The sequence below is a fragment of the Ruegeria sp. YTSA219 genome (genome assembly GCF_059609985.1).
The window spans coordinates 356,683-383,373 of record NZ_JBXWMT010000001.1 but is presented as its reverse complement, the minus strand read 5'-3'; the positions used below and the strand labels follow the sequence as shown (position 1 = coordinate 383,373).

Annotated in this window: 25 protein-coding genes; 12 read left to right on the top strand and 13 right to left on the bottom strand. The window is 55.5% G+C overall.

All coding sequences use genetic code 11. From position 1 onward, the window contains the following. Positions 1–5 precede the first annotated feature (5 nt). The 4 genes from argC to AC2FFB_RS01885 all read right to left on the bottom strand — a co-directional run bounded on the left by argC (position 6) and on the right by AC2FFB_RS01885 (position 6,323). Positions 6–1,034 (bottom strand): N-acetyl-gamma-glutamyl-phosphate reductase, encoded by a 1,029-nt coding sequence (gene argC, locus AC2FFB_RS01900; RefSeq protein ID WP_281994660.1) that lies wholly within the window; start codon positions 1,032–1,034, stop codon positions 6–8. A 94-nt stretch (positions 1,035–1,128) separates the two neighbouring features. Beyond that, a complete protein-coding gene (murI, locus tag AC2FFB_RS01895) occupies positions 1,129–1,938 on the bottom strand; it encodes a glutamate racemase (RefSeq protein ID WP_271946944.1) in 810 nt (269 codons plus the stop codon). An 8-nt stretch (positions 1,939–1,946) separates the two neighbouring features. Further along, positions 1,947–2,825, bottom strand: a complete 879-nt coding sequence (locus tag AC2FFB_RS01890) for a lysophospholipid acyltransferase family protein (RefSeq protein WP_271946941.1) — start codon at positions 2,823–2,825, stop codon at positions 1,947–1,949. A gap of 78 nt (positions 2,826–2,903) precedes the next feature. Continuing rightward, entirely contained in the window at positions 2,904–6,323 is a 3,420-nt protein-coding gene (locus AC2FFB_RS01885) for an indolepyruvate ferredoxin oxidoreductase family protein (RefSeq protein WP_496874426.1), read from the bottom strand. Between the two features lie 169 nt (positions 6,324–6,492). Here AC2FFB_RS01885 and AC2FFB_RS01880 point away from each other — a divergent pair, with 169 nt between their 5' ends. From AC2FFB_RS01880 to grxD, 6 genes are all read left to right on the top strand, one after another. Then, positions 6,493–7,398 (top strand): LysR family transcriptional regulator, encoded by a 906-nt coding sequence (locus AC2FFB_RS01880; protein WP_142633997.1) that lies wholly within the window; start codon positions 6,493–6,495, stop codon positions 7,396–7,398. Positions 7,399–7,676: 278 nt separating this feature from the next. Then, on the top strand, positions 7,677–9,926 hold the full coding sequence (locus AC2FFB_RS01875) for a mechanosensitive ion channel family protein (protein WP_496874425.1): 2,250 nt from the start codon (positions 7,677–7,679) through the stop codon (positions 9,924–9,926). 234 nt (positions 9,927–10,160) lie between these two features. Continuing rightward, entirely contained in the window at positions 10,161–12,320 is a 2,160-nt protein-coding gene (gene purL / locus AC2FFB_RS01870; RefSeq protein ID WP_142635129.1) for a phosphoribosylformylglycinamidine synthase subunit PurL, read from the top strand. A gap of 134 nt (positions 12,321–12,454) precedes the next feature. Further along, positions 12,455–12,691: a BolA/IbaG family iron-sulfur metabolism protein gene (locus AC2FFB_RS01865; RefSeq protein ID WP_142634001.1), complete on the top strand. Its 237-nt coding sequence runs from the start codon at positions 12,455–12,457 to the stop codon at positions 12,689–12,691. A gap of 250 nt (positions 12,692–12,941) precedes the next feature. Then, positions 12,942–13,265, top strand: coding sequence for a hypothetical protein (locus AC2FFB_RS01860; protein ID WP_496693207.1), 324 nt, complete (start codon positions 12,942–12,944; stop codon positions 13,263–13,265). Further along, entirely contained in the window at positions 13,219–13,581 is a 363-nt protein-coding gene (gene grxD / locus AC2FFB_RS01855; RefSeq protein ID WP_281972151.1) for a Grx4 family monothiol glutaredoxin, read from the top strand. The genes AC2FFB_RS01860 and grxD overlap by 47 nt, the downstream gene beginning before the upstream one ends. Here the strand turns inward: grxD and AC2FFB_RS01850 are convergent, their stop codons facing one another. From AC2FFB_RS01850 to AC2FFB_RS01840, 3 genes are read right to left on the bottom strand one after another with little or no spacing between them, the layout of a single operon-like run. Continuing rightward, a complete protein-coding gene (locus AC2FFB_RS01850; RefSeq protein WP_271946931.1) occupies positions 13,582–13,899 on the bottom strand; it encodes an MliC family protein in 318 nt (105 codons plus the stop codon). A 32-nt stretch (positions 13,900–13,931) separates the two neighbouring features. Next, complete coding sequence (locus tag AC2FFB_RS01845) at positions 13,932–14,327, bottom strand: cell division protein ZapA (protein WP_281994664.1); 396 nt, start codon at positions 14,325–14,327, stop codon at positions 13,932–13,934. Then, positions 14,327–15,073 (bottom strand): hypothetical protein, encoded by a 747-nt coding sequence (locus AC2FFB_RS01840; RefSeq protein ID WP_496693208.1) that lies wholly within the window; start codon positions 15,071–15,073, stop codon positions 14,327–14,329. Before AC2FFB_RS01840 ends, AC2FFB_RS01845 begins: the two co-directional genes overlap by 1 nt. A gap of 236 nt (positions 15,074–15,309) precedes the next feature. Here AC2FFB_RS01840 and tkt point away from each other — a divergent pair, with 236 nt between their 5' ends. Further along, the gene (gene tkt, locus AC2FFB_RS01835) at positions 15,310–17,334 is read left to right on the top strand and encodes a transketolase (protein WP_496712559.1); all 2,025 of its coding nucleotides are present in this window, start codon (positions 15,310–15,312) and stop codon (positions 17,332–17,334) included. A 58-nt stretch (positions 17,335–17,392) separates the two neighbouring features. Here the strand turns inward: tkt and AC2FFB_RS01830 are convergent, their stop codons facing one another. Then, positions 17,393–18,355 (bottom strand): DUF808 domain-containing protein, encoded by a 963-nt coding sequence (locus AC2FFB_RS01830; RefSeq protein WP_142634015.1) that lies wholly within the window; start codon positions 18,353–18,355, stop codon positions 17,393–17,395. 184 nt (positions 18,356–18,539) lie between these two features. Between AC2FFB_RS01830 and gap (AC2FFB_RS01825) the strand changes: the two genes are divergently transcribed. From gap (AC2FFB_RS01825) to gap (AC2FFB_RS01815), 3 genes are all read left to right on the top strand, one after another. After that, positions 18,540–19,541 (top strand): type I glyceraldehyde-3-phosphate dehydrogenase, encoded by a 1,002-nt coding sequence (gene gap, locus AC2FFB_RS01825; protein ID WP_142634017.1) that lies wholly within the window; start codon positions 18,540–18,542, stop codon positions 19,539–19,541. A 71-nt stretch (positions 19,542–19,612) separates the two neighbouring features. Next, positions 19,613–19,756, top strand: coding sequence for a hypothetical protein (locus AC2FFB_RS01820; RefSeq protein WP_496687942.1), 144 nt, complete (start codon positions 19,613–19,615; stop codon positions 19,754–19,756). Positions 19,757–19,838: 82 nt separating this feature from the next. Beyond that, positions 19,839–20,843 (top strand): type I glyceraldehyde-3-phosphate dehydrogenase, encoded by a 1,005-nt coding sequence (gene gap, locus AC2FFB_RS01815; protein WP_496687940.1) that lies wholly within the window; start codon positions 19,839–19,841, stop codon positions 20,841–20,843. Here the strand turns inward: gap (AC2FFB_RS01815) and coaD are convergent. From coaD to AC2FFB_RS01800, 3 genes are all read right to left on the bottom strand, one after another. Beyond that, on the bottom strand, positions 20,835–21,326 hold the full coding sequence (coaD, locus tag AC2FFB_RS01810) for a pantetheine-phosphate adenylyltransferase (protein ID WP_142634021.1): 492 nt from the start codon (positions 21,324–21,326) through the stop codon (positions 20,835–20,837). The two genes, gap (AC2FFB_RS01815) and coaD, sit on opposite strands and share 9 nt — an antisense overlap. 85 nt (positions 21,327–21,411) lie before the next feature. Then, the gene (locus AC2FFB_RS01805; RefSeq protein ID WP_142634023.1) at positions 21,412–21,849 is read right to left on the bottom strand and encodes a CBS domain-containing protein; all 438 of its coding nucleotides are present in this window, start codon (positions 21,847–21,849) and stop codon (positions 21,412–21,414) included. A 60-nt stretch (positions 21,850–21,909) separates the two neighbouring features. After that, positions 21,910–22,812, bottom strand: coding sequence for a LysR family transcriptional regulator (locus AC2FFB_RS01800; RefSeq protein WP_281972156.1), 903 nt, complete (start codon positions 22,810–22,812; stop codon positions 21,910–21,912). A 101-nt stretch (positions 22,813–22,913) separates the two neighbouring features. Between AC2FFB_RS01800 and AC2FFB_RS01795 the strand changes: the two genes are divergently transcribed. Beyond that, positions 22,914–24,413: a CoA-acylating methylmalonate-semialdehyde dehydrogenase gene (locus AC2FFB_RS01795; RefSeq protein WP_496712563.1), complete on the top strand. Its 1,500-nt coding sequence runs from the start codon at positions 22,914–22,916 to the stop codon at positions 24,411–24,413. A gap of 201 nt (positions 24,414–24,614) precedes the next feature. After that, positions 24,615–25,202: a L,D-transpeptidase gene (locus tag AC2FFB_RS01790; RefSeq protein WP_271946907.1), complete on the top strand. Its 588-nt coding sequence runs from the start codon at positions 24,615–24,617 to the stop codon at positions 25,200–25,202. A 55-nt stretch (positions 25,203–25,257) separates the two neighbouring features. Here the strand turns inward: AC2FFB_RS01790 and AC2FFB_RS01785 are convergent, their stop codons facing one another. Both AC2FFB_RS01785 and AC2FFB_RS01780 read right to left on the bottom strand, forming a co-directional pair. Continuing rightward, a complete protein-coding gene (locus AC2FFB_RS01785; RefSeq protein WP_496874424.1) occupies positions 25,258–25,734 on the bottom strand; it encodes a fasciclin domain-containing protein in 477 nt (158 codons plus the stop codon). A 77-nt stretch (positions 25,735–25,811) separates the two neighbouring features. Next, positions 25,812–26,657, bottom strand: coding sequence for a class I SAM-dependent methyltransferase (locus AC2FFB_RS01780; RefSeq protein WP_271946902.1), 846 nt, complete (start codon positions 26,655–26,657; stop codon positions 25,812–25,814). Positions 26,658–26,691: the final 34 nt, after the last annotated feature.

Sequence of the window (26,691 nt, the reverse complement as noted above, 5' to 3'; positions counted from 1 at the left end):
GTTCCTCATGGGAAAAGTGGGGCCATCATCAGACCCGCAGTTTCAGCTTCACCTAACATCAGGTTAGCGTTCTGCAAGGCTTGGCCACTGCTACCTTTTGTCAGGTTATCCAGTGCTCCGATCACAATGGCGCGCCTCTCGATCCGGTCGCTGGCCACGCCGATATGGCAGAAATTTGAGCCGCGCACATGGTGGGTCGAGGGTGTTTCGCCAAATGGCAGCATCTGGATAAATGGTTCGCTTTCATAGGTTTTCACAAGCGCTTCATAAACGCTCGTGGGGTCACCTTTGACATATGTAGTCGCTAGGATACCCCGGTTTGCCGGAACCAGATGCGGAGTGAACTGAACATGGACCGGGCGCCCTGCAAGGGCAGAAAATTCTTGATCGAATTCCCCCAAATGCCGATGCGTACCGCCAACAGCATATGCGTTATACCCTTCGCTAAGTTCGGCATGCAGCAGGTTTTCTTTCAGCGACCGCCCGGCACCAGACACCGCGCATTTGAGGTCCAGAATGATGTCATCCAGATCAATGACGCCGGCCGAAATCAAAGGGCGCAAAACATATTGTCCGGTGGCGGCGTTGCAGCCTGTTCCGGCAACCAAGCGGGCCGTGCGAATTTGATCGCGATAAAACTCGGTCAGGCCGTAAACGGCCTCCTCCTGCTGCTCCAAAGCCGCATGAGGGTTGCCATACCATTTTTCATATTCCTCAGGGTCGCGTAGCCTGAAATCGGCGGACAGGTCGATGATTTTAAGGTCCTTCGGCAGGTCGCGGATAACTTCCTGGCTGGTTTTATGTGGCAGCGCGCAAAAGCACAGGTCGATCCCTGAAAAGTCGATTTCTGAAATTTTGCAAAGAACCGGTAACTTCAGGTGCCGCAAATGTGGAAATACCTGCGCCATCGACTGTCCGGCTTTCCGCTCGGCAGAAAGTGCAGCGATTTCCATATTCGGATGCTCGTCGATCAACCGAACCAGTTCAGCGCCGGTATAACCCGAAGCGCCCAGAATTGCGATTTTGTGGGTCATCTTGGACCTCTTGAAACTGTATGCCACTGTTCATGCCCGCCACTGTGACGGTCATGGGATTACGGATTCTTTCAGGCCGCGTCTTTGACCAAAGTCAGACAGCCTCGAAAGTTATTTGTCGTCGGAGGAACTGGGTGGCGCGATCACTGACAACACCTGGCTTACCAGTGGTCAGATAACCGCCCTTCGCCGCACCCTGCATATTCGGATGCCGCTGCAAATAGTCTGCCAGACTTTCGGCAACCAGATCACCCTGGCTGAACACCTCAACGTCGGGTCCCAAGGCCTTCTGAAACGCCTCAGCCATTAAGGGATAGTGCGTACAGCCCAGAATTGCGGCCTGAGGCTCTGGCATCTTGCGTTTCAGGGCGTCCACATGGCTTCGAACCAGCGCTTCGGCCAGGATCATGTCGCCTTCCTCGATGGCATCAACGACCCCACCGCAGGCCTGCGCCTCAACATCTACGCCAATCGCACGAAAGGCCAACTCGCGTTGAAACGCGCGACTGGATACGGTGGCCGGGGTCGCAAACAAAGCGACGTGTTTGACCGCGACTTCACGCGGCGGGCTGTTGTCACCCCATTGCCGCTCAGTCAGCGCTTCGATCAATGGAACAAAAACGCCCAAGACGCGCTTGCCTTGAGGCACGCCCTCTTCCTGCATCCGCCGCAAAGCAGCAGCGCTGGCCGTATTGCAGGCCAGAATCACCAGATCACATCCCCGGTTCCAGAGGTCGTTCACCGCACCCCGGGTCAGCTCATAGATATTCTCCACATCACGCACCCCGTAAGGCGCATGTGCGCTGTCCGCGTAATACAGGAAATCAACGTCGGGAAGACGTTTCTGCGCGGCGTTCAGAACGGTCAGACCGCCCAAACCAGAATCAAAAATGCCTACTGCCATTTGCCCCTTTAGGCGCGATGCCGTTCCTCAAATTCATAGCCATAGTCATAAGACTTTAGTGGCTTTGGAGACAGCTCATACGTTGCTTTGCGCAAGAAATCCATCATCTTGCGCGTATCCTTGGCCAACGGGTCCAGAACGTCGCGGCCGATTGGCTCTCCGATCACCACCTGGACCGGGGTATCAACGCGTTTTTTGAATTCCTTGATTAGCAATCCCATGCGCAATGTATTGTGCAGATGGCTGGCGATCTGAAACAGGCGTGAGGTATGACCGTCAAAAAAGACCGGCACAACTGTCGCGTCTGATTTGGCAACCATCCGCGCTGTGAAGCCACGCCAGCCCGGGTCCATCGGGTACGAGAAAGGCTTTGCCCCTGTGCTGACGGTACCGCCGGGAAATATGCCAATCGCGCCGCCCTCGCCCAGATAGTTCAAAGCTTTCTTGCGGGTCTCGAGGTTCTGCTTCATCGCAGCTTTTGTATCGTCGAATGAAATCGGCAGAACGACCCGATTCAGATCCTCTGCCTTACGAAACACATGGTTGGCCAGAATGCGAAAATCCCCACGCGTACTGGACAACATGTGCCCCATCATCAACCCATCCAGAATTCCATATGGGTGATTGGCAATCAGAATCAGAGGGCCATCACGGGGAATATTAGACAATGACCCGCCAACCACATCCAGAGACAAACCGTATCTCTCAACCATGACCGACCAGAAATCTCGCCCGTTGGCCACGTCTTTTTCGTACCCATCAGCACGCCTGATAAGGCGCAGGCGGCCTGTGGTGTTCTCCATAAGCTTGATGACCATCCGTCCGCTTTTGGTTTCAGCGGAATAGGCATAAGAAATGTCACGTGCAACATGGCGTCGCGAGGGCATGGAAGTCTCCGGTTTTGTACCTGCATTTTAAATGCAAGTAACAATTTTGCCTAGCTGTCGTGACACGGTTGTGACGAATTACTCGGCGGCGGCCTGTAATTCAGGTCCTCCGTTCCGTATCGTGGTCAACAATTCCTCTCTGCGTTTGGCGGCGCTCGCCTCATTCGCCTTAAGGACGGGTCCAAAACCTTTGATATCCAAGGGCAACTTAGCGAGCGCAATTACGGCATCCTTTGTTTGGATGGAAATCAGAGGAGTGATCTCTTTGAGATCACGCTCATATTGCTTGATCAGCGCGCGCTCCATTCGACGTTCGACACTATAGCCAAAGATATCCAGCGGAGTACCTCGAAGAACTTTTAGCCGAGACATGAATTTCAGCGGCTTCAGCATCCATTCGCCGAAACTCCGTTTGCGGGGTCGGCCATCTGGTCCTTTGCCACCAAGCAGCGGCGGGGCAAGGTGGAAAGTCATTTTGAATTCGCCATCAAATTCGGCGGCGGCTTTCTCCCGACTGGACAGTAACAACCGGGCCACTTCGTATTCGTCCTTGTAAGACAACAGCTTATGATACCCTTTTGCGACTGCATCACGAATTTCTGCATCCTCAAACGAGTCAACGATTTTGCGGTAGCGTTTCGCCAAACGAGCGCTTTGATACTGGGTCAGATGATCGGTGCGGAACGCGATGACCTGCTCTGGTGATTTAGGGAGGTCGGAAACACTTGGCCGTAGAATCTCATCGACTTTTTCCGGGTGTAGAACCGCCCAACGACCGATTTCAAAGGCTCTTTTGTTGCGTTCTACCGCCGTTCCGTTCAGATCAATGGCTGCAATCACCGCATCGAGGCTGACGGGTATCAGCCCGCGCTGCCATGCGGCCCCAAAAACCATCATGTTCGAATAGATTGAATCTCCCATCACTGCGCGCGCAAGCTCAGTGGCATCAAACAGGGAAACGTCTTCTTTCAATCGTGCTTGCAGCGCCAGTTCCAGCCTCTCACCAGGAATCCTAAACTTAGTGTCGCGCGTGAAATCACCGGTAACGGTTTCGTGGCTGTTGACCACCGCTCCGGTCTGACCCAAGCGTGTCAGGCCAAGTGTTTTGGCCCCGGCGGACACAACCAAATCACCACCGATCAATGTGTCGGCTTCACCCGTTGCCACACGTATTGCACTGATATCATCTGGCCGGTTGGCAATACGGCAATGAATATGAACCGCACCGCCTTTCTGGGCCAAGCCTGCCATCTCCATCATTCCGGCGCCTTTGCCGTCAATCTGGGCCGCCTGTGCCAGAATCGCCCCCAGCGTGACAACTCCGGTCCCGCCGATGCCGGTGATGACAACATTATGTGTGCCCACTATTTCAGGCAGCTCGGGCATCGGAAGATCGGGCAGATCAAGTTCGGTCGTCGCTTCTTTGCGAATCTTCGCGCCTTCCAGCGTCACAAAGGAGGGGCAGAACCCTCTCAGACACGAAAAATCCTTGTTACAGCTTGATTGGTCAATCGCGCGTTTCCGGCCAAGTTCGGTTTCCTTGGGAACAATCGAAACACAGTTCGATTGGATGCCGCAGTCACCGCAGCCCTCACAGACATCCGTATTGATAAAGACCCTTTTGTCCGGGTCGGGAAAGGTTCCGCGTTTACGACGACGGCGTTTCTCAGCGGCGCAGGTCTGGACATAGACGATGACCGAGACGCCCTCATAGGTGCGGAATTTCTCTTGCACAGTCATCAGTTCGGCGCGCTCAAAGCTCTCTACCCCTGCGGGTAAGGCTTTGAAGTTTACATCTTCTTTTTCGTCATAGACGAGCGCGACATGTGTGACGCCCATAGCCTTGACCTCGGCCGCGATCCTTTCGGCGGTCAGATCACCCTCATTGCCCTGCCCGCCCGTCATTGCGACTGCATCGTTGAACAGAATCTTGAAGGTGATGTTCGTACCCGCCGACAAAGCTGCCCGGATCGCCTGAACACCGGAATGGTTATAGGTGCCGTCTCCGAGGTTCTGGAACACATGATTGGTGGTCGAGAACGGCTCTTCCCCGATCCAGTTTGCCCCTTCGCCACCCATCTGAGTAAAGCCAAATGTGCTTCGATCCATCCACTGAACCATGTAATGGCATCCGATGCCTGCATAGGCCCGGCTTCCGTCTGGTACCTTGGTCGAACTGTTATGCGGGCATCCTGAACAGAAATACGGAAGGCGCGAAGCTATTTCCTCGGCATTGTCCGCCCGGCGCGCTTCGGTCAACTTGGTCAAACCTGCGCGGACCCCGTCGGTATCACGGCCTTCTTCAATCAGGATACCGCCCAGCTTTTCTGCGATCATGTTCGGATCAAGGGCACCGCGGGTGGGAAACAGCTCTTCCCGATGCAGCGTCCCAGCACCGCCCTTGTACCAGCCATAGACTCGTCGACCACGGCGGTCGTCAAAGATCGCTTCTTTGACCTGAACCTCGATCAGCTTGCGTTTTTCCTCAACGATTACGATCAGGTCCAGACCCTCTGCCCAGTCGTGAAATCCGGCCATATCCAGAGGGAATGTCTGTCCGACCTTATAGGTCGTGATGCCAAGGCGCTCGGCTTCGGCCTCATCAATATTCAGCAGGGAAAGCGCATGGGCGAGGTCCAGCCAGTTCTTGCCAGCGGCCACCAGTCCGATCTTTGCACCGGGTTTGCCCCAGACACGTTTGTCCATCCGGTTAGCGCGTGAAAACGTTTCAGCCGCAAAACGCTTGTAATCAATAATGCGCTCTTCCTGCAGATGAGGCGTATCGCCAAGCCGGATGTTCAGCCCTCCTTCGGGCATATCAAACTCGGGCACCACGACATTCATGCGATCGGGGTTGCCATCAACGACCGAAGTCACCTCTATCGTGTCCTTCATGGTCTTGAGGCCGACCCAGACACCGGCGAACCGGCTGAGCGCGAATCCGTAAACGCCGTAGTCGAGTATCTCCTGTACTCCGGCCGGGCTGACCACTGGCATGTACATATCAACCAACGACCACTCGGACTGATGCAGCACGGTCGAGCTTTCGCCCGTGTGATCATCACCCATGGCCATCAGAACGCCACCATGTGCCGCAGTCCCTGCCATATTGGCATGGCGCATCACGTCGCCTGACCGATCTACACCAGGTCCTTTTCCGTACCACAGACCAAAGACGCCATCGAACTTGCCGTCACCCCTTAACCCGGCCTGCTGACTGCCCCAAAGCGCGGTTGCCGCAAGATCCTCGTTCAGACCGTATTGAAAAGTGACATGGCTTTCTGTCAGCTGTTTCTGCGCGCGCATCATCTGCTGGTCGACCGCTCCAAGAGGCGATCCGCGGTATCCCGTCACCAATCCTGCAGTGTTCAGACCCGATTTCGTGTCGCGCGCTTTTTGCATCAGCATAAGGCGCACAAGCGCCTGAGTGCCGTTCAATAAAACCGTGTTTTTGCTTAGGTCGAAACGGTCGTTCAAAGAAATTTGTGGCTTACTCATCAAACGCCTCCCCTCGTCAGATCAGTGTGCTTCATCTGCTTCCATATTAGGTCATAATAACTGACCTGCCTAGAGCTTATCCTCTGAAACGCAAGGATTTCGCCGTTTGAATGTGGAAGTTGTCACCTATTTCATATAGGCGTTCGGCAGGATAACGAAAGTTGCGGCGATGGATTGGGACAAGCTTAGGATATTTCACGCGGTTGCAGATGCGGGCAGCCTGACACATGCAGGCGATAAGCTGAACCTATCTCAATCGGCAGTCAGCAGACAAATTCGGGCATTGGAAGAGTCACTTGATTCGACGTTGTTCCATCGTCACGCCCGCGGTCTAATTCTGACCGAACAGGGTGAGCTGCTGTTCGACGCCACCTCGGCAATGTCCAAGCGACTGGACGCGGCAGCGGCGCGCATACGAGACAGCGAAGAAGAAGTCTTTGGTGTGCTACGGGTCACAACCACATTTGGGTTCGGGACCCTATGGCTCGCTCCGAGGTTGCCAAAGCTGTATGAACAATACCCGGACCTAAATATCGACCTCATGCTTGAGGAACGCGTTCTTGACCTGCCAATGCGCGAGGCCGATGTCGCCATCCGTATGAAAGAGCCTAGCCAGGCAGATCTGGTGCGCAAGCGCCTGATGACAGTACAGATGCTGCTTTATGCTACCCCGGAATATCTAAAGGAAAGCGGTCAACCTGCCTCCCTCGAAGAAATCTCGAGCCATCGACTTATCTGTCAGACCCCCTCAGCCCCCCAAGTAGGGGCCAGTGCGGCAATGGTACGGCATCTGATGACCTATAACCCGGCGTCGTTGCTGACAGTGAACAACTATTTCGGTGTCTTGCAGGGCGTACTGCACAATCTGGGAATTGGCTTGCTGCCCGATTATGTCACGCATGATTTCCCGCATCTGCTGCCGGTACTTTCAGACATCGAAACGGCTGACGTTCCTGTTTATCTCGCCTACCCCGAAGAGTTACGCCATTCCAAACGCGTGGCAGCCTTCCGCGATTTTGTGCAGGACGAGATCATCGCGCAGCGTAAACACCTGAAGAAAATGGGGAAACTATAGCTATGCGTCAACGTCATAGCGGACATGACGGACTATCACACTGAAACGCCTTGATCGTTATCAAACTGATGCCTAAATGAGCACTCGAAGGCGGTGATGCTGTAACGCTCATCATCTTCATACCTCCCTGTTGGACTACGGCCGAGCTTAGTGCTCGGCCTTTTTTTTTGGTCCTGGCTTAATCGGTGACACCGAACAGCCGAAAACTGCTGGGAAATTTCCACCTCCGCGCCTATGATCCCGTAAAAGATCAAAAATTCGTGTTCGAGGGAAAATTCATGCACCATCCACTCCGCCTATTACTGGCGTTGATTTCCGCCATTCTTCTTGCGGTACCAGTACACGCACAAGACAGTGGGACCGCGTCGTCTACGGTCACAATTCCAGAGGACCTGACGCCCGATCAGGTTGATGGCTTGGTGGCACGTATGTCCGACGATCAGGTTCGCGCCATTTTGCTGGAACGGCTCGACGCGGTTGCAGAAAGGCAGGCGGCAGCAAACGAAAACCATGAAGATCCGCTTACCGAAATCAGTGAAATCTGGGCCGAGATGGTTACCTCTTGGACGCAGGTTTTGACCACATTGCCAAATATTGTCAGCGCCCAGGTTGAAGCGTTCAGCAATTTCTCAGCGAAATTCGGATCTACCGGGGTGTTTGGCCTGTTTGGGCTGATCCTAGCAGTTCTGGTGGCCGGATACGCTGCTGAAAAATTGTTTGGGTTTCTCACCCGCAAATGGCACGAAGAGCCCGATGGGAATTCTGATGCCGATCTTTGGAGCGCGGTACGTTACTTGTTCCGCCGATTCTGCCGGGAAATCGCAGGACTTGTTGTGTTCTATGTTGTTATCCGGGCGATTGGACGGGGCTTGCTGACGACAGAACAGCTTACCTATGCCGCCCCATTCGTTTTCTACCTGATTTGGATTCCGCGTCTGGGCGCAGCCGCCTCACGCTTTGTGCTGGCGCCCAAAAAGCCACATTACCGGTTGGTCAACATAGACGATCATTGGGCCAAATATCTGCATCGCAACCTGATTGGCCTTCTTCTATTGATCGGCCTCACGCTCTTTATCGTACGGTTCAACTTGCTTAACGGTATCACCCCGGCCGATACGCGTATCGGTTTCTGGCTGAACGCTGGCATCCATATATACATTGGGATCATCGCCTGGACCGCGCGCGAAGGGTTGTCTCAGATGATGTTGGGCACGGATCCGGACCACACCAAATTTGATGAAAAGGTCGCTCATTACTATCCCTACTTCGCTATCGGCGTATCGGTGGTGATATGGTTCCTGGTCGAATTCCTGATCGCACAGCGTGATCCCAGAACACTTGCCTTGCTTGGCAAAGGGCCACATTTCACGACGATGTTCTGGCTGCTGATCGCACCAGCGCTTGATACGCTGATCCGTGGCCTAGTGCGCCATCTTCAACCCCCAATGTTGGGCGACGGACCATTGGCCGAACGCGCCTATAAATCAGCCAAGCGCAGCTATATCCGGATCGGTCGCGTGCTGGCGGGCCTGTTTGTGGTCTTTATGATCGCACGGGTCTGGCAGCTTGATCTTCGACATGTCGCCTCTGCCGGGATCGGAACCGACGTTGGCGGTACGGTAATCGAATTCCTGATGATCATCGCTGTCGGATACATCTTGAACGAGGTCGTCTCACTATGGATCAACCGTCGTCTTGCCAAGGAACAGACAACGGCAGAAGAGCTGGATGAAGAGGCCGGTGGCGAGGGTGGCGGCGCAGGCGGTTCACGTCTGGCGACGGTTCTTCCCTTGCTGCGGATCACGGCGCAAGTCACGATTGCGGTCATCTTCGGCCTGCTCGCATTGGGCGCGCTGGGCATCAACATCACCCCACTTCTGGCAGGTGCTGGTGTCCTTGGTCTTGCGATCGGTTTCGGCGCTCAGAAGCTGGTGGCAGATATCGTCGGCGGTGTCTTCTTCCTTATCGACGATGCGTTTCGCGTGGGTGAATATGTCGATGTCGGCGGCACCATGGGCACCGTCGAGAAAATCTCGATCCGTTCGATGCAGCTCCGCCATCACCGTGGGCCCGTTCACACGATCCCCTATGGCGAGATTCAAAAGCTGACCAATTTCAGCCGTGACTGGGTGATCATGAAGCTAAAGTTCACCGTGCCGTTTGACACTGATCCCAACAAGGTCAAGAAGATCTTCAAGAAGATCGGCGCCGAGATGATGGCGGACGAAACCCACAAAGAAGGCTTCTTGCAGCCCTTCAAATCGCAAGGTGTTTTCGACTTTGACGATGTTGGCATGATCATCCGCGGCAAGTTCATGGCCAAGCCGGGCAAGCAGTTCACGCTTCGCAAGGAAATCTTCAACCGGGTGAAGGCCGAGTTCAATGCCAATGGCATCGACTTTGCCCGCCGCGAAGTTCGCGTAGCAATTCCTGGTCTGGAAGAGGCCGAGAACCTTACCGAACAACAAAAAGCTGCTGTTGGGGCCGCTGCGGCGGACTCGATCAACAAGGGAGAAACCCCAGCTTAAAGACCAGATACAGACGCCACGCGGCTTTTGGGCCGTCTGGCAGGAAATACTATAGACGGAACCGGCCACTAGCGCGGTTCCGTTTTTTTTTCTGGGTACACAAAGCGCAGAAAAGCTCGAAATTGGCATATGCCGGTTACGTTATTCGACCCTGCGCTGACTTGGCCCTTCCCACAGACGCGCCCTTGCCCTACAAGGCCCGCAATCTCGGCCACCATGGATACAGGACAAACGATGCAAGAGCCCGCCATCACACCGGATCTGATTGCCGCGCACGGGTTGAAACCCGAAGAATACGAGATGATCCTGGAGATTATCGGGCGCGAGCCAACCTTTACCGAGTTGGGCATTTTCTCGGCCATGTGGAACGAGCATTGTTCCTACAAATCTTCTAAGAAATGGCTGCGCACCCTGCCCACCTCTGGACCCCAGGTGATCTGCGGACCGGGTGAAAATGCAGGTGTGGTCGATATCGGCGATGGTCAGGCCGTGGTCTTCAAGATGGAAAGCCACAACCATCCGTCTTACATCGAACCCTATCAAGGTGCAGCCACAGGTGTTGGAGGTATCCTGCGCGACGTTTTCACCATGGGTGCGCGCCCAATTGCCTCGATGAACGCGCTGTCTTTTGGTGAACCCGGCCACCACAAGACCCGTCAGCTGGTCAATGGCGTGGTCGAAGGTATCGGCGGCTATGGCAACTGTTTCGGCGTCCCTTGCGTTGGCGGCGAAGTGCGCTTTCACCCGGCCTATAATGGCAACTGCCTTGTGAATGCCTTCGCAGCCGGGCTGGCAGACAGTGACAAGATTTTCTACTCAGCCGCGTCGGGCGTCGGCATGCCCGTTGTCTATCTCGGTGCGAAAACCGGGCGCGACGGCGTCGGCGGTGCCACCATGGCCAGCGCCGAGTTTGACGACACCATCGAAGAAAAGCGCCCCACCGTTCAGGTCGGCGACCCCTTCACCGAAAAACGCCTGATGGAAGCGACGCTGGAGCTGATGCAGACCGGCGCGGTGATCTCGATCCAAGACATGGGTGCGGCGGGCCTGACCTGTTCCGCAGTTGAGATGGGTGACAAAGGCGGTCTGGGCGTTCGGCTTGATCTGGAAAACGTCCCCCAGCGCGAAGAGAACATGACAGCCTATGAGATGATGCTGTCGGAATCCCAAGAACGCATGTTGATGGTTCTCAAACCCGAGCTTGAGGCCGAGGCTCGCGCCGTTTTCGATAAATGGGACCTAGATTTCGCCATCGTGGGTGAAACCGTCGCCGAAGATCGCTTTCTAATCATGCATAATGGTGAGGTCAAAGCCGATCTGGTTCTGTCCAAACTCTCCTCAACCGCGCCCGAATATGATCGCCCGTGGGAGCCTACACCGCAAGCAGAAGATCTGGCCGACGTGCCTCAGATCGACCCAATCGACGGTCTGCGCGCCCTGCTCGCTTCGCCAAACTATGCGGGCAAGCAATGGGTTTACGAGCAGTATGACACCATGGTTATGGCCGATTCCGTGCGTACACCTGGTCTGGGCGCCGGCATGGTTCGTGTACACGGCACCGACAAGGTTCTTGCTTTCACCAGTGACGTGACCCCGCGCTATGTGCGAGCCAACCCTGTTGAAGGCGGCAAGCAAGCTGTTGCCGAAGCCTACCGCAACCTGACCGCCGTCGGGGCATTGCCGCTGGCGACCACTGACAACCTGAATTTTGGCAACCCAGAAAAGCCCGAGATCATGGGCCAGTTCGTCGGCGCGATCCAAGGCATTGGTAAGGCCGTCGCAGCGTTGGATATGCCCATCGTGTCCGGCAACGTGTCGCTTTACAACGAAACCGACGGTCAGGCGATCCTGCCGACCCCGACAATTGGAGCGGTCGGCCTTCTGGCGCACACGGACGAGATCATAGGTAATGAGGTCCGCGACGGCCACGTGGCTCTGGTCATCGGCGAAACGCAGGGGCATCTGGGCCAATCCGCGCTTCTGGCCGAAGTGTTCAACCGCGAAGATGGCGACGCGCCGCATGTCGATCTGGACGCCGAAAAGCGCAACGGAGAGTTCATCCGCGCAAACCGAGAGATGATCAAGGCTTGCACCGATCTTGGCGATGGTGGTCTGGCATTGGCAGCCTTCGAACTGGCCGAAGCAACCGGCGTCGGCATAACGCTTGACGACGCCTCGACCGAATTCCTGTTTGGCGAGGATCAGGCCCGTTATCTGGTCGCCTGCAACTTTGACCAGGCCGAAGCCCTGATGATTGCCGCAGGTCAGGCTGGCGTTCCACTGGTATCGGTCGGGCGGTTCACGGGCGACAGCGTCCGCATCGGCTCTTCTGAGGCCTTGCTTGATGAACTGACTGCCACTTTCCGCAACAGCTTCGCCGAAGCCGTCGCCTGATTTTGGCACCTGCGCTTCTGAAAACCTGCACTTTGACAAGTGCAGGTTTTTGTCATTTCGGGGCGTCTATCTGACCCTTGCGCGCCCCGCCCCGGCGCACTACATCTTGGGAAAGACTTTCAGGAGAAACCTACATGCCGATGAGCGCCCACGAGATTGAGAACCTGCTGCGCGACGCGTTTCCCGATGCGGACATTCAGGTCGGCGGCAGCGACGGCGTACATATGTCGGCCATGGTCGTGGATGAGAGCTTTCGTGGCAAAAACCGGGTGCAACAACAGCGAGCAGTCTATGCAGCCCTCAAAGGCAAGATGGACGGCCCGGACGGCGACTTGCACGCGCTGGCGCTGACGACGAAAGTGCCTGAGTGAGCACGACTTTTGGGGCATATGCTATTTGGGGTGTCGTGCTGATTGCCATCCTTGGTATTTATGTAGTGGTTATTGTCAGACGTAGCCGCTCTGACCGAAAACCAGTTACGCGCGATCCCAAGGGGGCAACCTCCAGCCAGAATGCGACTCTAGTCGCGTCAACGACAGACGGAGGCAGAGGCGGTGGTGTTAGTGCAATCGTTATTCCTCGGGACCCACAGGCATACGCAAAAACCATGGCCCCCAAGAAATGAACCTTTGGCTCGTCAGCATTTGCGCAATCGCAGCATTGATAGTTGTCGCCGCGCTGATCGAGGCCTATGTAAAACGCAACAGAAAGCGTAAATTTGCTGACATGCGCCCGGACCCCGACAAAATCAGCAAGGTTGGCGGCATTGAACGGTACGGGCTTGATCCGGTGACGCTGGCACAGGCCGAGCACCAACGATTGGAAAAAGAAGGCTGGGCTCCTGGCCAAGCAGAGAACGAAACGACCGCCGAAGATGCGGGCGAAAAGGATGACCAAGATGACCGACGTGAAAACCCAGATCGACGAGACCGTCAAAGCCAATGATGTGGTGCTATATATGAAAGGCACCAAGGAAATGCCGCAATGCGGATTCTCCTCGCGCGTGGCAGGCGTGCTGAACTACATGGGCGTAGAATTTGCTGACGTGAATGTACTAGCCGACGAAGGCTTGCGTCAGGGGATCAAGGACTATTCTGACTGGCCGACTGTTCCGCAACTCTATGTCAAAGGCGAGTTCGTAGGTGGATGCGACATCATCACCGAGATGACCCTGTCAGGTGAGCTGGACACCTTGTTTGATGACAACGGTGTCGGCTACAACAAGGAAGCCGCTGATAAAATCAGGGAAGCAAACGCCTGATCAGCGGCTGACGCAATTTCCCAATAAGACCTGCTCGCTGGCGGCATCTGCACCTGTCGCCAGAAAGCTCACCGTGGCGTCCCAGCCTTTGGAGCGCAGGATGTAAGTGCCAGTTGTTCCGTCGGATTCATAGCGAATACCAGAGCCGCTCTGAGCTTGGCGCAAAGTCACCAGCTTATTGTCGACCATCATGGCTGCCGCGCTGGATCCATCCTCGGCATTGAAATAGGCAACCTCAAGAGGCACGCCGTTATCACAAGTAAATGTGACGGGCAGAATATCGATCCCAGCCCAGGAAACCTGCGCTGACACAGACATGAAAGTTGCAATAGCAATAGTACGCATATTTATCATTTCGTTGACTTTTCTTCTATGAATGCCGCCATTGCCTCGGCCCGAGCAGCCAATTCTGCCAAGGTGTCGGTGACCGAAGGTGGAACCACGGCAACTTCAATTCTTTCCGGCTCGGGCTGTGGCATGCTGCGCAGGTTCCGAAGCTCGGCTTCGGCCTCCGCTAGCTTATTTTCCAGCGAGTTGATCTTGTCACCCGTGGCGGCGGCTTTGTCTGCCAACATCAATCCAGCCATCAAAAGCATCCGGGATTCAGGCATCCGACCGATCTGATCCGACAATACCTGCGCTTCATCATCCAGCAATTTAGCAGCAGCTTGCAGGAAAACCTCTTCGCCTTCCTGGCATGAAACCTCAAAGCCGCGCCCCCCGATTTGAATGGTCAATTCAGGCATTATTCCACCTCTCCTTCGGCCAGTTTCGCCTGAGACAGCAACGGTTCCAACCGGGCCAGCACGGCATGTGCTTCGGCCGCATCGGTGGCCTGCGCTGCGCGCGTTGCCTCAAGCTCGGCAGCTGTGGCACGGTTCAATAGATCCGCATCGGTCATTCCGTCTTCTGCAGCTGCGCGCAGCTCTTCGATCGACATTCGTAGTTGTTCGTTGGCTTTGCGCATGCGCTGGAGATCATCATCCAGACGCGACATCGCCGCGCCATGGCTACTGCGTTCGGCGCGCAGCATTTCTAACTCGGCGCTGAGTTCCGCCACGCGTTCACTATCCGCCAATTCCGAACGAAGACGGGCATTTTCGGCTTTCAGTTCTTCGACAACATCCTGATCTTCCAATGCAGCCTTTGCGCTTGCCAACTCGGCCCGTGCGGCTTCGACCGAGGCAAGCTGTGCCCTGGCATCGTCGAGTTGCTCGCGCAGCGCTGCACTTTCCTGATTATCGGACGGGGTATTACGCAAGCCTTCGATTTCTAGGCGCATGGCATCGACTTCGGAATCGTGCCTTTCTTTTAATGATCTGAGACGCTCTTCAAGTTGAGCATTCGCAACCCTCTCATCATCCAGAGCTACACGCAGAGTGTCATCTTCTCCACTGTTGCCTGCGCCAACTTCCGCCATTGTCGCAATGCCGGATCCAATCCGATCCATCGCGGCCACAATACGGCGTTGTAGTTCTTCGATCTGGCTCATGCCCCTGCCACCTTTTTTATCAAGGTTCCTTTGTTTCGCGAGGTTATCCGAATCAACCTTGTACGCGTCTTGGCCTAGTCTAACCCAATGGCATCGAAAATACCCACTGTTTGCTTTCAACGACTTGGGTCACATTCTTGATCCAGCAAAACCCTGCAGCACCCAGTTCTACTTGCACTTTGAGGGCTGAATGGTATTGAGCGGCCATCTGCCTGTAATCCAAAGGAACAACACCCGTGGACCTGACTGCGCTGCGCAATGCCAACCCCGAACACTGGGACAAAGCTGCGGCCATCCGCACATTGACCCTCGACGCCGTCGCCGCCGCCAATTCCGGCCATTCCGGTATGCCAATGGGCATGGCCGATGTCGCGACTGTACTGTTCGAAAAGCACCTGAAATTCGATGCCTCGGCCCCAAACTGGCCCGACCGCGACCGGTTCATCCTGTCCGCCGGTCACGGCTCGATGCTGATCTATTCGCTGTTGTATCTCACTGGGAACGCTGACGTTACGCTGGAACAGATCAAGAATTTCCGTCAGCTGGGCGCAAAAACTGCAGGTCACCCCGAGAACTTCCTTGTCAACGGGATCGAAACAACAACCGGCCCGCTGGGTCAGGGGATCTCGAACGCCGTTGGTTTTGCCATGGCCGAGGAAATTCAGCGCGCTCATTACGGCAAGAAGATCGTAGATCACTATACCTATGTCATCGCGGGCGACGGCTGCCTTATGGAAGGCGTTAGCCAAGAGGCCATCACGCTGGCCGGCCGTCACGAGCTGGGTAAGCTGATCGTGTTCTGGGACAACAACAACATCACCATCGACGGCACGGTCGACATCGCTGACCGGACCGATCAGGTGAAACGTTTTGCCGCCTCGGGCTGGCAGGTCATCGAGATTGATGGTCATGATCCGCAGGCCATCGACGAGGCCATCACCAAGGCGAAATCGTCAAACAAGCCGACCATGATCGCCTGTGAAAGCCATATTGCTTTGGGTCACGCCGCGCAGGATACCTCGAAAGGCCACGGCGCCCTGACCGATCAGGAACAGCTGAAAGCGGCCAAAGAGGCCTATGCCGCCCCGCATGGCGCCTTCGAAATTCCGCCAAATGTCAAAACCGCCTGGGAAGCAATCGGTTCCCGCGGCGCGGCCGAGCGGTCTGCGTGGGAGGAGCGTTTCGCGCAAATCTCTGAACGCAAACAGGCCGAGTTCAACCGCTCTTATGCGTTCGAGGCACCCAAAAAACTGGCCGGTGCCATCCGCTCGTTCAAAAAGCAGATGTCGGAAGATCAGCCCAAGTTGGCCACCCGTGCCTCGTCCGAAAAAGTTCTGAACGTGGTCAATCCGATCATGCCGGAAACTATTGGCGGGTCTGCTGACCTGACCGGTTCGAACAACACGAAATCGGCCGATATGGGCGTGTTCCTGCCGGAAAACCGCAAGGGTCGGTACATCCATTACGGTATCCGCGAACACGGCATGGCCGCCGCGATGAACGGTATGGCGCTGCATGGCGGCATCCGTCCCTATGGCGGTACCTTCATGGCGTTCACCGACTATGCGCGGCCCTCGATGCGGCTTGCAGCGCTGATGAAGATACCCACGGTCTTTGTGATGACCCATGACTCGATCGGTCTGGGCGAAGACGGCCCGACCCACCAGCCGGTCGAGCATCTGGCAATCTCACGCGCGACACCGAATACCTATGTGTTCCGCCCGGCGGATGCCGTTGAAACAGCGGAATCCTGGGAACTGGCGCTGACCTTCAAGGACAGCCCTTCGGTCTTGTCTCTGACCCGCCAGGGCGTGCCGACCGTACGCAAGGATCACAAAACCAAAAACCTGACTGCACAAGGCGGCTATGTTCTAGCCGAAGCCGAAGGCAAGCGTCAGGCAATCCTGATCGCAACCGGTTCGGAAGTGTCGCTGGCGATGGAAGCCAAGGCGATGCTCGAGGCCGAGGGCATTGGCACGCGCGTCGTGTCGATGCCATGCATGGAACTGTTCGCCGAGCAGGATGAAGCGTATCGCAAGCGGGTTCTGCCCGGTGGAGCCGTCCGTGTCGGCATCGAGGCCGCCGTCCGCGCCGGAGGCTGGGACCGCTGGCTGCTGGGTGAACGCGGCCGTGACGCCAAGGCAGGCTTCATCGGCATGTCGGGCTTTGGCGCGTCTGCCCCCGCTGATGAACTGTACAAACATTTCGGCATCACTGCCGAGGCCACAGTTGCAAAGGTCAAGGAATTACTGGAGCTGTAATTCCCAATTTCAAACATCAAGCGAAGGGCGGCCATGCGCCGCCCTTTTCGTTTTCTGATTAATGCGTTTCAGATTTCCGAGACAAAATCGGCGCGACCACTTTGGTTGCAATCGGGATCAGCACGAACCCCCAGGCCAGTCCGAAAATGCCATCCATCGTGGCTTTGGAAATCCACTCCACGGCACCTTCCCATTGCGCCGAAACCGCATGCCCGGCTGCATAGGCCATGTCATGGATCTGATGTCCCAACCAGCCAAAACCCAGAACCTCAAGCCCGTGAATGATGATCGAGCCGCCAACCCACAGCATCGCAGCTGTGCCGACAATCGACAGCACTTTCATGACAACCGGCATCGCCTTAACCAATCCACGCCCCAATCCGCGCCCGATCGGCGTTGGTGCGTTCCGCGCCAGGAAAAGGCCCACATCGTCCATCTTCACGATCAAGGCGACCGAGCCATAAACGGCCAGGGTCACACCTAGTCCAACAACGGCCAGCGTTGCCGCCTGCATCCAGATATTCGGTGCTTCGATGGCGGCAAGGGCGATTGTCATGATCTCGGCGGACAAGATGAAATCGGTTTTGATCGCCCCCTTGACCTTCTGCTCTTCCAGATGGCCCGGGTCTTTGACCTTCATATCTTCGTCTATAACGTGGCTGCCATGAGGGAAAAGCAGGTGAAATATCTTTTCTGCCCCTTCGAAGCACAAATAGGACCCGCCAAGCATCAACAAGGGCGTTATCAACCAGGGTGCAAAATTGGCCAGCAACAAGGCGACTGGCAACAGCAGGATAATCTTGTTGAAAATCGAGCCGCGCGCAATGCGCCAGATGATCGGCAATTCCCGCGCCGGGGCAAAGCCCTGCACATATTTCGGAGTAACTGCTGCATCATCGATGATCACGCCCGCAGTCTTGGCCCCGGCCTTGCCAGCGGCAGCGACCACATCGTCCACTGACGCTGCAGCAACCTTTGCTATGCCAGCAACATCATCCAACAGTGCCAACAAACCACTCATGCGTGTTTCCTCTCATCTCACCTGTCGCCAGGGGACCCTACCCGATCCGACGGCTAGCGCAAGCGTTAGCGCAACCGGCGAAGGTTTGCGCTAACACGTTAAGAATATGTCACTTTTGCCCTTTTGAGAAAGCGTCTGTGCCGCTATATGCCCCGCAGAGCAAGCGCATTTTTGGAGACGTCAGATGACCATCAAGGTCGGCATCAATGGATTTGGCCGTATCGGCCGCTGCACCCTGTCGCATATTGCGGCATCGGCCCGCAACGACATCGAAGTGATCAAGGTCAACGCGACCGGCCCATTGGAAACTACCGCCCACCTGCTGAAATACGACAGCATCCACGGCCGCTTTCCCCGCGATGTTTCGATCGAAGGCAACACCATGGATTTGGGCCGCGGCCCAATGGAGGTGTTCTCGACTTACGATATGAACGAGCTTGATTGGGAAGGTTGTGACGTCGTTTTGGAATGCACCGGAAAATTCAACGATGGCCTGAAAGCCAAAACGCATCTGGAACGCGGTGCTCAGAAGGTTCTTTTGTCTGCGCCAGGCAAGAATGTTGATAAAACCATTGTCTATGGCGTGAACCACAACAGCCTGGTTACTGAAGATAGAATGGTTTCGAATGGCTCTTGCACTACGAACTGCCTTGCTCCGCTTGCCAAGGTGCTGGACGAAGGTATCGGGATCGAACACGGTATCATGACTACGATCCATGCCTATACCGGCGACCAGCCGACACTGGATCGCCGTCATAGTGACCTGTATCGCGCGCGCGCTGCGGCAATGTCCATGATCCCAACTTCAACAGGTGCAGCCAAAGCTCTGGGCGAAGTTCTGCCGAACCTGAAGGGTCGTTTGGACGGCTCGGCTATCCGTGTACCAACACCAAACGTTTCTGCTGTCGACCTGACTTTCCATGCGGCGCGTGACGTGACTGTCGAAGATGTTAATGCCATCGTTCGTGAAGCATCACGGGGATCAATGCAGCGCGTCGTGGGCTATGAGCCTGCGCCGCTGGTCTCGACCGATTTCAATCATACCGAAGAAAGCTCGATTTTCGCACCAGACCAGACACGGGTTGTTAACAACCGCATGGTTCGTGTTCTGGCTTGGTATGACAACGAATGGGCCTTCTCGGTCCGTATGGCAGACGTCGCCGTGGCCATGGGACGGCTTAACTAAAACGCCGTAGAAATGTTGTACCTTTACACCCGCTCAGTTTATCTGGGCGGGTGTTTTCATTCGGGGCCAACATGACCAATCAAATTGCTATCTGGCTTGGCTTTCTAATACTTGGCTGTCTGCTAGTCGATTACGCAATGTTCGACTCTGAGAACCTGATCTTCCTGGGAAAGAAACTTTACACCTTCCTGGACTGGCTCGCCTTCTGGCGCTGACAGAGGTTTTTCTTGACTTTTTCCTTGATCTAGCTTTGTTAGCGCTAACTTTGCAATAACAGACACCCAGACGGAGCAGACCATGACACTCAAGTTGGCAATCAATGGATTTGGACGGATCGGGCGCGGTGTTTTGCGGGCCTTGATGGAATCTGGGCGGACCGACGTTCAGATCGTGGCCATAAACGATTTGGCCAAGCCCGAAATTAACGCGCATCTCTTTGAATTCGACAGTGTGCATGGACGTTATACAAAGCCCGTTTCCCTGACCGACGCCGGTTTGGATGTCGGTGCAGGCCCAATCCGCCTAACCAGCGAACGCGAGCCTGAGAAACTCGTTTGGTCCGATATTGACGTTGTTCTCGAATGCACAGGCGTGTTCCGCACGCGCGAAGCCGCGGCGCGCCATTTTGACAACGGCGCCAAAAAAGTTCTGATTTCTGCTCCTGCCCGCGGGGATGGTGCGGTCAAAACTATCGTCTTCGGGGTAAATAACCATGAACTGACCGTCGAGGATACGATCGTTTCGAACGCATCCTGCACGACCAACTGTTTGTCGCCCGTTGCTGCGGCGCTGGACGAGGGTTTGGGCATTGTCCACGGAAACATGACAACCGTTCATGCCTATACAGCCAGCCAACCAGTTCACGATACCGCCGGAAAAGACCCGTATCTGTCACGCGCGGCTGCATTGTCGATGATTCCCACCACTACGGGGGCAGCCTCAGCCGTAGGTCTCGTATTGCCCCAGTTGGCAGGTAAATTGACTGGACAGGCAATCCGTGTTCCCACTCCGAACGTCTCGGTTGTGGATCTGGTGGCCGAGGTGTCGCGCCCAACAACCGAAGAAGAGGTCAACCAGTTGTTCATTGATGCCGCGGCCAATATTCGCGGTGTCCTGGCTGCGGAAAGCCGCCCACTAGTGTCGATCGACTTCAATCACGACGCACACAGTTCGACCGTCTCTTTGGCTGAAACCAAGGTGACAGACGGCACGTTGGTCCGGGTGCTGGCCTGGTACGACAATGAATGGGGCTTTTCTAACCGGATGCTGGACACGGCGGCCGCGATGGGCGCGCTATCCTAAGCGCGCACGCAGCGCGTCATTTACGCGGGGCGTGACGAAATTCGACACGTCCCCGTTCAATCGCGCGATCTCTTTCACCAGTTTCGAGGCAATCGCCTGATGGCGGGCCTCAGCCATAAGGAACACCGTCTCGATCGAGTCGTCCAAAGCGCGGTTCATACCGACCATCTGGAACTCATACTCGAAATCCGCAACAGCACGCAGGCCTCTGACAATGACCTGAGCACCTACGTCGCGGGCACAGTTGATAAGCAGGTTTTCAAAAGGATGGGCGACAATTTCAGTTCCGGTCTGTTCGGAAAGAAAGGAACATTCGGCTTCGATCATCTCGACCCGTTCTTCCAACGAAAATAACGGCCCCTTTTCCCGATTGATCGCCACCCCAATCACGAGCTTGTCAACCAGAGCGGCCGCGCGACGGATGATATCAATATGACCCAGGGTGATCGGATCAAATGTTCCGGGATACAATCCAACCCTCATTGCCGCCTCCTGCGCAACGAAATTTCTGCGCAAGCAAACATAACTTGGCTATGGGTGCAAGTAGTTGCGTCGCGTTTCTATGGGCTTAATGGCCCATGATCATGCCTTCCAATGCGTCTTTTTCCATTGCCAGTTCGGAAAGCTGTGCTTTGACAACGTCGCCTAGGGTAACAATGCCAACGAGGTTACCGTCCTCAACAACCGGCATATGGCGAAAGCGCCCTTCGGTCATCCGCGACATTATATCCTGGACAGTATCCTGTTGCGTCGCTGTCACCAGCTCGCGGGTCATATACGCGCTTACGGGTTTTGATAGGCATCCGCTGCCGCTTGCGGCCAGTTCGCGCACAATGTCACGCTCTGATAAGATGCCCGATGCGGTCTTGCCGCCGTCTTCTGATACAACCACCGTTCCGATGCGCTTTTCTGCAAGGATTCCTGCAACCTCTGAAACTGTGCGCGAAGGAGCAACTGTCACCACGCCTCCGGTGGCTTTGGATTTCAGAATGGCCTGAACAAGCATTGACGTAACCTCCGAAATAACATCGTGTTTTCCAAAGCGTTGCCGGAATGAAATAGCCTGTCAAGGTGAAGCTTCAGCCTCAAGCCGCTCAACTTCATCGCGAATCCCTTGGGACAGGGCCTGCGCGAACCGATTCAGCCGCTCGTTTCGTTGGTCACCTTGATGTCGAACCAGATGAAAACTGCGTGTCAAACTCACTTGATCAACCAATATTTTCTTCAACTTCGGGTGAAATGGCAGTGTGAAATCATGCGCAATGCAGATCCCTGATCCCTGCGAAACCTGCCGCAGTTGGACAGAGACCGAATTCGAGGCCAGCGCGACACGGTCAACACCCAGATCGACCAGATAGTCCAGTTCGCGGTCGAATATCATATCAGGTATGTATCCGATCATACGATGCCCCCCTAACGTGCTGATGGAATGAACCGCAGGGTGATCGGCAAGGTATTCCTGCGTTGCGACAAGATGAAGTTTGTAATCGGTAATTTTCTGTACAAGCAGTTTTCCAGCGGTCGGTGCGCTGACGGTCACGGCCATATCGGCTTCACGGCGTGAAAGGTTGATGACGCGCGGCAAGGCCAGAATTTGTATGTCCAGATTGGGATTGGCGTCACAGATCTTGCCACACACCTGCGGCAACAAGTAGTTCGCACACCCGTCCGGTGCGCCGATCCGGATTTGCCCGCTCAACCTCTCAGATGGTTCTGCCATGGCGCCTGCTGCAGCTCGCATCGCCTCTTCGGCTTTTAGACCGTGGTCCATCAAACGCTCACCAGCTGAGGTCAGCACATATCCCTGCTGCGATTTGGTGAACAGCGGCGCATCCAGAGACGCTTCCAACCGCGCTACACGGCGTCCGACCGTAGCCGGGTCAATCCGAAGTAATCGTCCCGCCGCCGAAAGGCTTTCTTCGCGGGCTACGGCCAGAAAGACCCTCATATCATCCCAATTAGGTGTCACGCTTCACCTTTGCAATTTTGCAAAACACCTTTGGGACATTGCCTCTGTTCAAGCCATTTATGCAAGCCTATTCTGCGCGCAGACCTTCGGAGGAATTCGCAATGAACGAACTGTCCCATTTCATCAACGGTGAGAATGTCGCCGGCACGTCCGGCCGATATGATGACGTGTTCAACCCCGCTACCGGCGAGGTACAGTACAAATGCCCGATGGCAAGTGGTGCCGAGACCACAGCAGCCATTGCTAGCGCCGCAGCCGCACAACCGGCCTGGGGTGCAACGAACCCGCAAAAACGCGGGCGCGTGATGATGGCGATGGTTCACCTGATGAACCGCGACATGGACAAGCTGGCCGAAGCGCTGAGCCGCGAGCACGGCAAGACGATCCCTGACGCGAAAGGCGATCTGCAGCGCGGTCTAGAAGTGATCGAATACTGCATCGGTGCTCCGCAGATGTTGAAAGGCGAATTCACCGACAGTGCGGGCCCAGGCATCGACATGTATTCTATGCGCCAGCCTTTAGGGGTTGTGGCCTCGATCATGCCGTTCAACTTCCCAGCCATGATGCCTCTGTGGCATGTGGGCCCTGCCCTGGCCTGTGGCAACGCTGTTGTTCTGAAACCGTCCGAGCGCGATCCTTCAGTACCTTTGATGCTGGCGGAACTTTTCGTTGAGGCAGGTTTGCCCAAAGGTGTGTTCCAAGTGGTCAATGGCGACAAAGAGGCCGTGGACACCCTGTTGGACAGCGAGATCATTCAGGGCGTTTCCTTTGTGGGCTCGACCCCTATCGCGCAGTACATCTATTCGCGCGCCACGGCCAACGGCAAACGCGCGCAGTGTTTCGGCGGCGCCAAGAACCACATGATCGTCATGCCCGACGCCGATCTTGACCAGGCAGCAGATGCCCTGGTTGGCGCCGGTTTCGGCGCGGCTGGCGAACGCTGCATGGCCGTATCGGTTGCCGTCCCGGTCGGAGAGGATACCGCCGACGCGCTGATCGAAAAGCTTATTCCGCGTATCGAGAAACTGAAGGTCGGCCCCTATACTGCCGGCGATGATGTTGACATGGGACCGGTCGTGACCGGTGCTGCCAAAGAGCGCATTTTGGGACTGATCAGCTCGGGCGTTGAACAGGGTGCCAAACTGGTTGTCGATAATCGCGACTTTAGCCTGCAGGGCTATGAAGACGGCTTCTTCGTCGGCCCTCACCTGTTTGACCACGTGACGCCCGACATGGACATCTATAAGCAAGAGATCTTTGGTCCGGTTTTGTCGACCGTCCGCGCAGGATCGTACGAAGAAGCGATTGGCTTGGCTATGGACCACGAATACGGCAATGGCACGGCTATCTTCACCCGCGATGGAGATACCGCGCGTGACTTTGCCAGCCGGATCAATATCGGCATGGTCGGTATCAACGTTCCGATCCCGGTTCCGTTGGCCTATCACACCTTTGGCGGTTGGAAGAAATCCATGTTCGGTGACCTGAACCAGCATGGTGCGGATAGCTTCAAATTCTATACACGCACAAAAACGGTCACCGCGCGTTGGCCTTCAGGCATCAAAGAAGGCGGCGAGTTCAACTTCAAAGCCATGGACTGATCCAAACGAAAGCTGTGGATCCACAGAGCCCGGCCACCACTGGCCGGGCTTTTTCAATACACGGCCAAGTTTCGCTTGTGATGTTCGCTTCACAATAAATTCACTCAACACTCCCTAGGAAATCTGATCAGAAAAACATAAGTTACACGCAGTTCCGCGCGAGCAGTTCCTGAACCGGAGGCCAATTTGTCAGATCCCCGCATGACCCGTCGCTCTGCATTGTTAGGTGCAGCGTCTCTGTTGATGACACCTGCACTGGTGCGCGCACAAAGCAGCGCCGATGCTTTCCCACTCGACGAAGAAGCGATCAGCACACAGCTAGCTGTGCGGCGGAATGTCTCCTCATTCTCGCACCAAAATTGGCAGGATCACTTCGATCAGTTAGGTGTCGGCTGCCTGCTGGCAGATATCACAAGCCGCGCTGTACACTATTGGGGGGCTGACGGGACGTACAAACTGTACCCCAGCTCAGTCCCTATGAGCGAAGAACTCACAAGGCGTGGTTATACCGAAGTAGTACGCAAGCGCGAAAACCCAAGCTGGACCCCGACCGCCTCAATGCGCGAGCGCGACCCGAACCTGCCCATCCGAATTGAAGGTGGCGAGTCCGGAAATCCGCTGGGTACGCGGGCGATGTATCTGGGCTGGCCAGCATATCTGGTGCACGGCACGCACGATACACGCAAGATTGGACGCCAAAGTTCTTCTGGATGTATTGGCCTTTATAATCAGCATGTTGAAGAGTTATATCCGCTGGTTCAGGTTGGCACCAAGGTCAGATTGGTCTGACAGAATGCCCCGGCCATAACGGCCGGGGTTTTTGCTTGATCACGGTGGTTGCCAATTATTCCGGCAAGATCACCGTATCGACGACGTGGATCACGCCATTGCTGGCCTCGATATCGGCCTGCACAACCTTGGCGCCATTCACTTTGACGCCGTTTTTACCATTCACACTCAGGCGATCACCCTGCACGGTCAGAACTTTGGTGCGCTTGCCAGCGATGTCCCCAGACATGACTTTGGCCGGAACCACATGGTAAGTCAGGATTGCGACCAGTTGGTCTTTGTTCTCGGGCAGTAGCAGCGTTTCCACCGTCCCTTCGGGCAGTGCGGCAAAGGCCTCATCCGTGGGGGCAAAAACGGTGAACGGACCGTCCCCTTTCAGCGTATCGACCAGACCCGCCGCTTGAACCGCTGCAACCAGTGTGGTGAATGATCCAGCAGATACGGCGGTATCCACGATATCGGCGGCCTTCGCTTGTACCGGCAAGGTAAGTGCGATTGCGGCGGCGGCGCTCAGGAAAGTACGGCGAAACATATTTGAGATCTCCTATCCAGGTTGTTATGGAAAGGGGTACGGGCGTTTCGCTGCACCGGATCAATTTGGTGTCAGATTTATTTGACCTGAACCCAAATACTTTGCGCGCGCCCATCTTTCAAAAACGGCAGCGCCTCGACCGCATCCTGGCGATCCTGCTGCAAGAAGTATCCAGGCCAAAGCATTGAATATGCACTAGATTGCAACAATGCATGCAACATATATTGCTCGCCCCATCCCGGGCAGTCATAGAAGAACCGCTTGGGGTATTCGTAGGGTAGAAAAACATCGTGCACATGGATCACAACGCCTGGTTTTAAGGCCGGTATGATGCGACAGAACAGATGCGCGACATCATTGCTCATCCGGACAACATGGCTGGAATCGATGAACAGGATGTCACCCGCTTCAAGCTGTTCGAAGAGGGCTGGATCGACCTCTTCCAACCGTTTCTGTTCGAATTGATCGACAACATGCGCGATGTCCGCGCGCGGATAAGGATCAATCGCGGTGATTTGCGTCTGCAGCCCGCCATCCAATACAGCCTGCCGTGTCACGCGCGTTGAATTACCGCAGCCAACCTCAATCACCCGCTTGGGTTTGAAACGTCGGACCATAAGATACAACGCATCCGCATCTGGGCTGTCATAATACCCGTTGCCGATCCTATACCCGGTTTGATTGCGGGACGGATCTTTCAATGCAGCCAAAGCGGCGGCATGTTCACCATATTCGGCTACCAGCTGCGAGATGTCGAAATCGGCCATTCCCGGTGACAACGAATAAGCCGAACGGGTCAGCCCGCCTGCCCTTTCGAACGCCTCCAGCCGGGCACGCTCGTCCCGTTCCGTGACTTTGTCAATCAGCCTGACACCAAATCGGTCGAGAACGGCATTCAGCCGGGGGAATTTCCTGGGTTTCACACAATGGCTCCGGGGTTCTTCTGAACTTTGACCC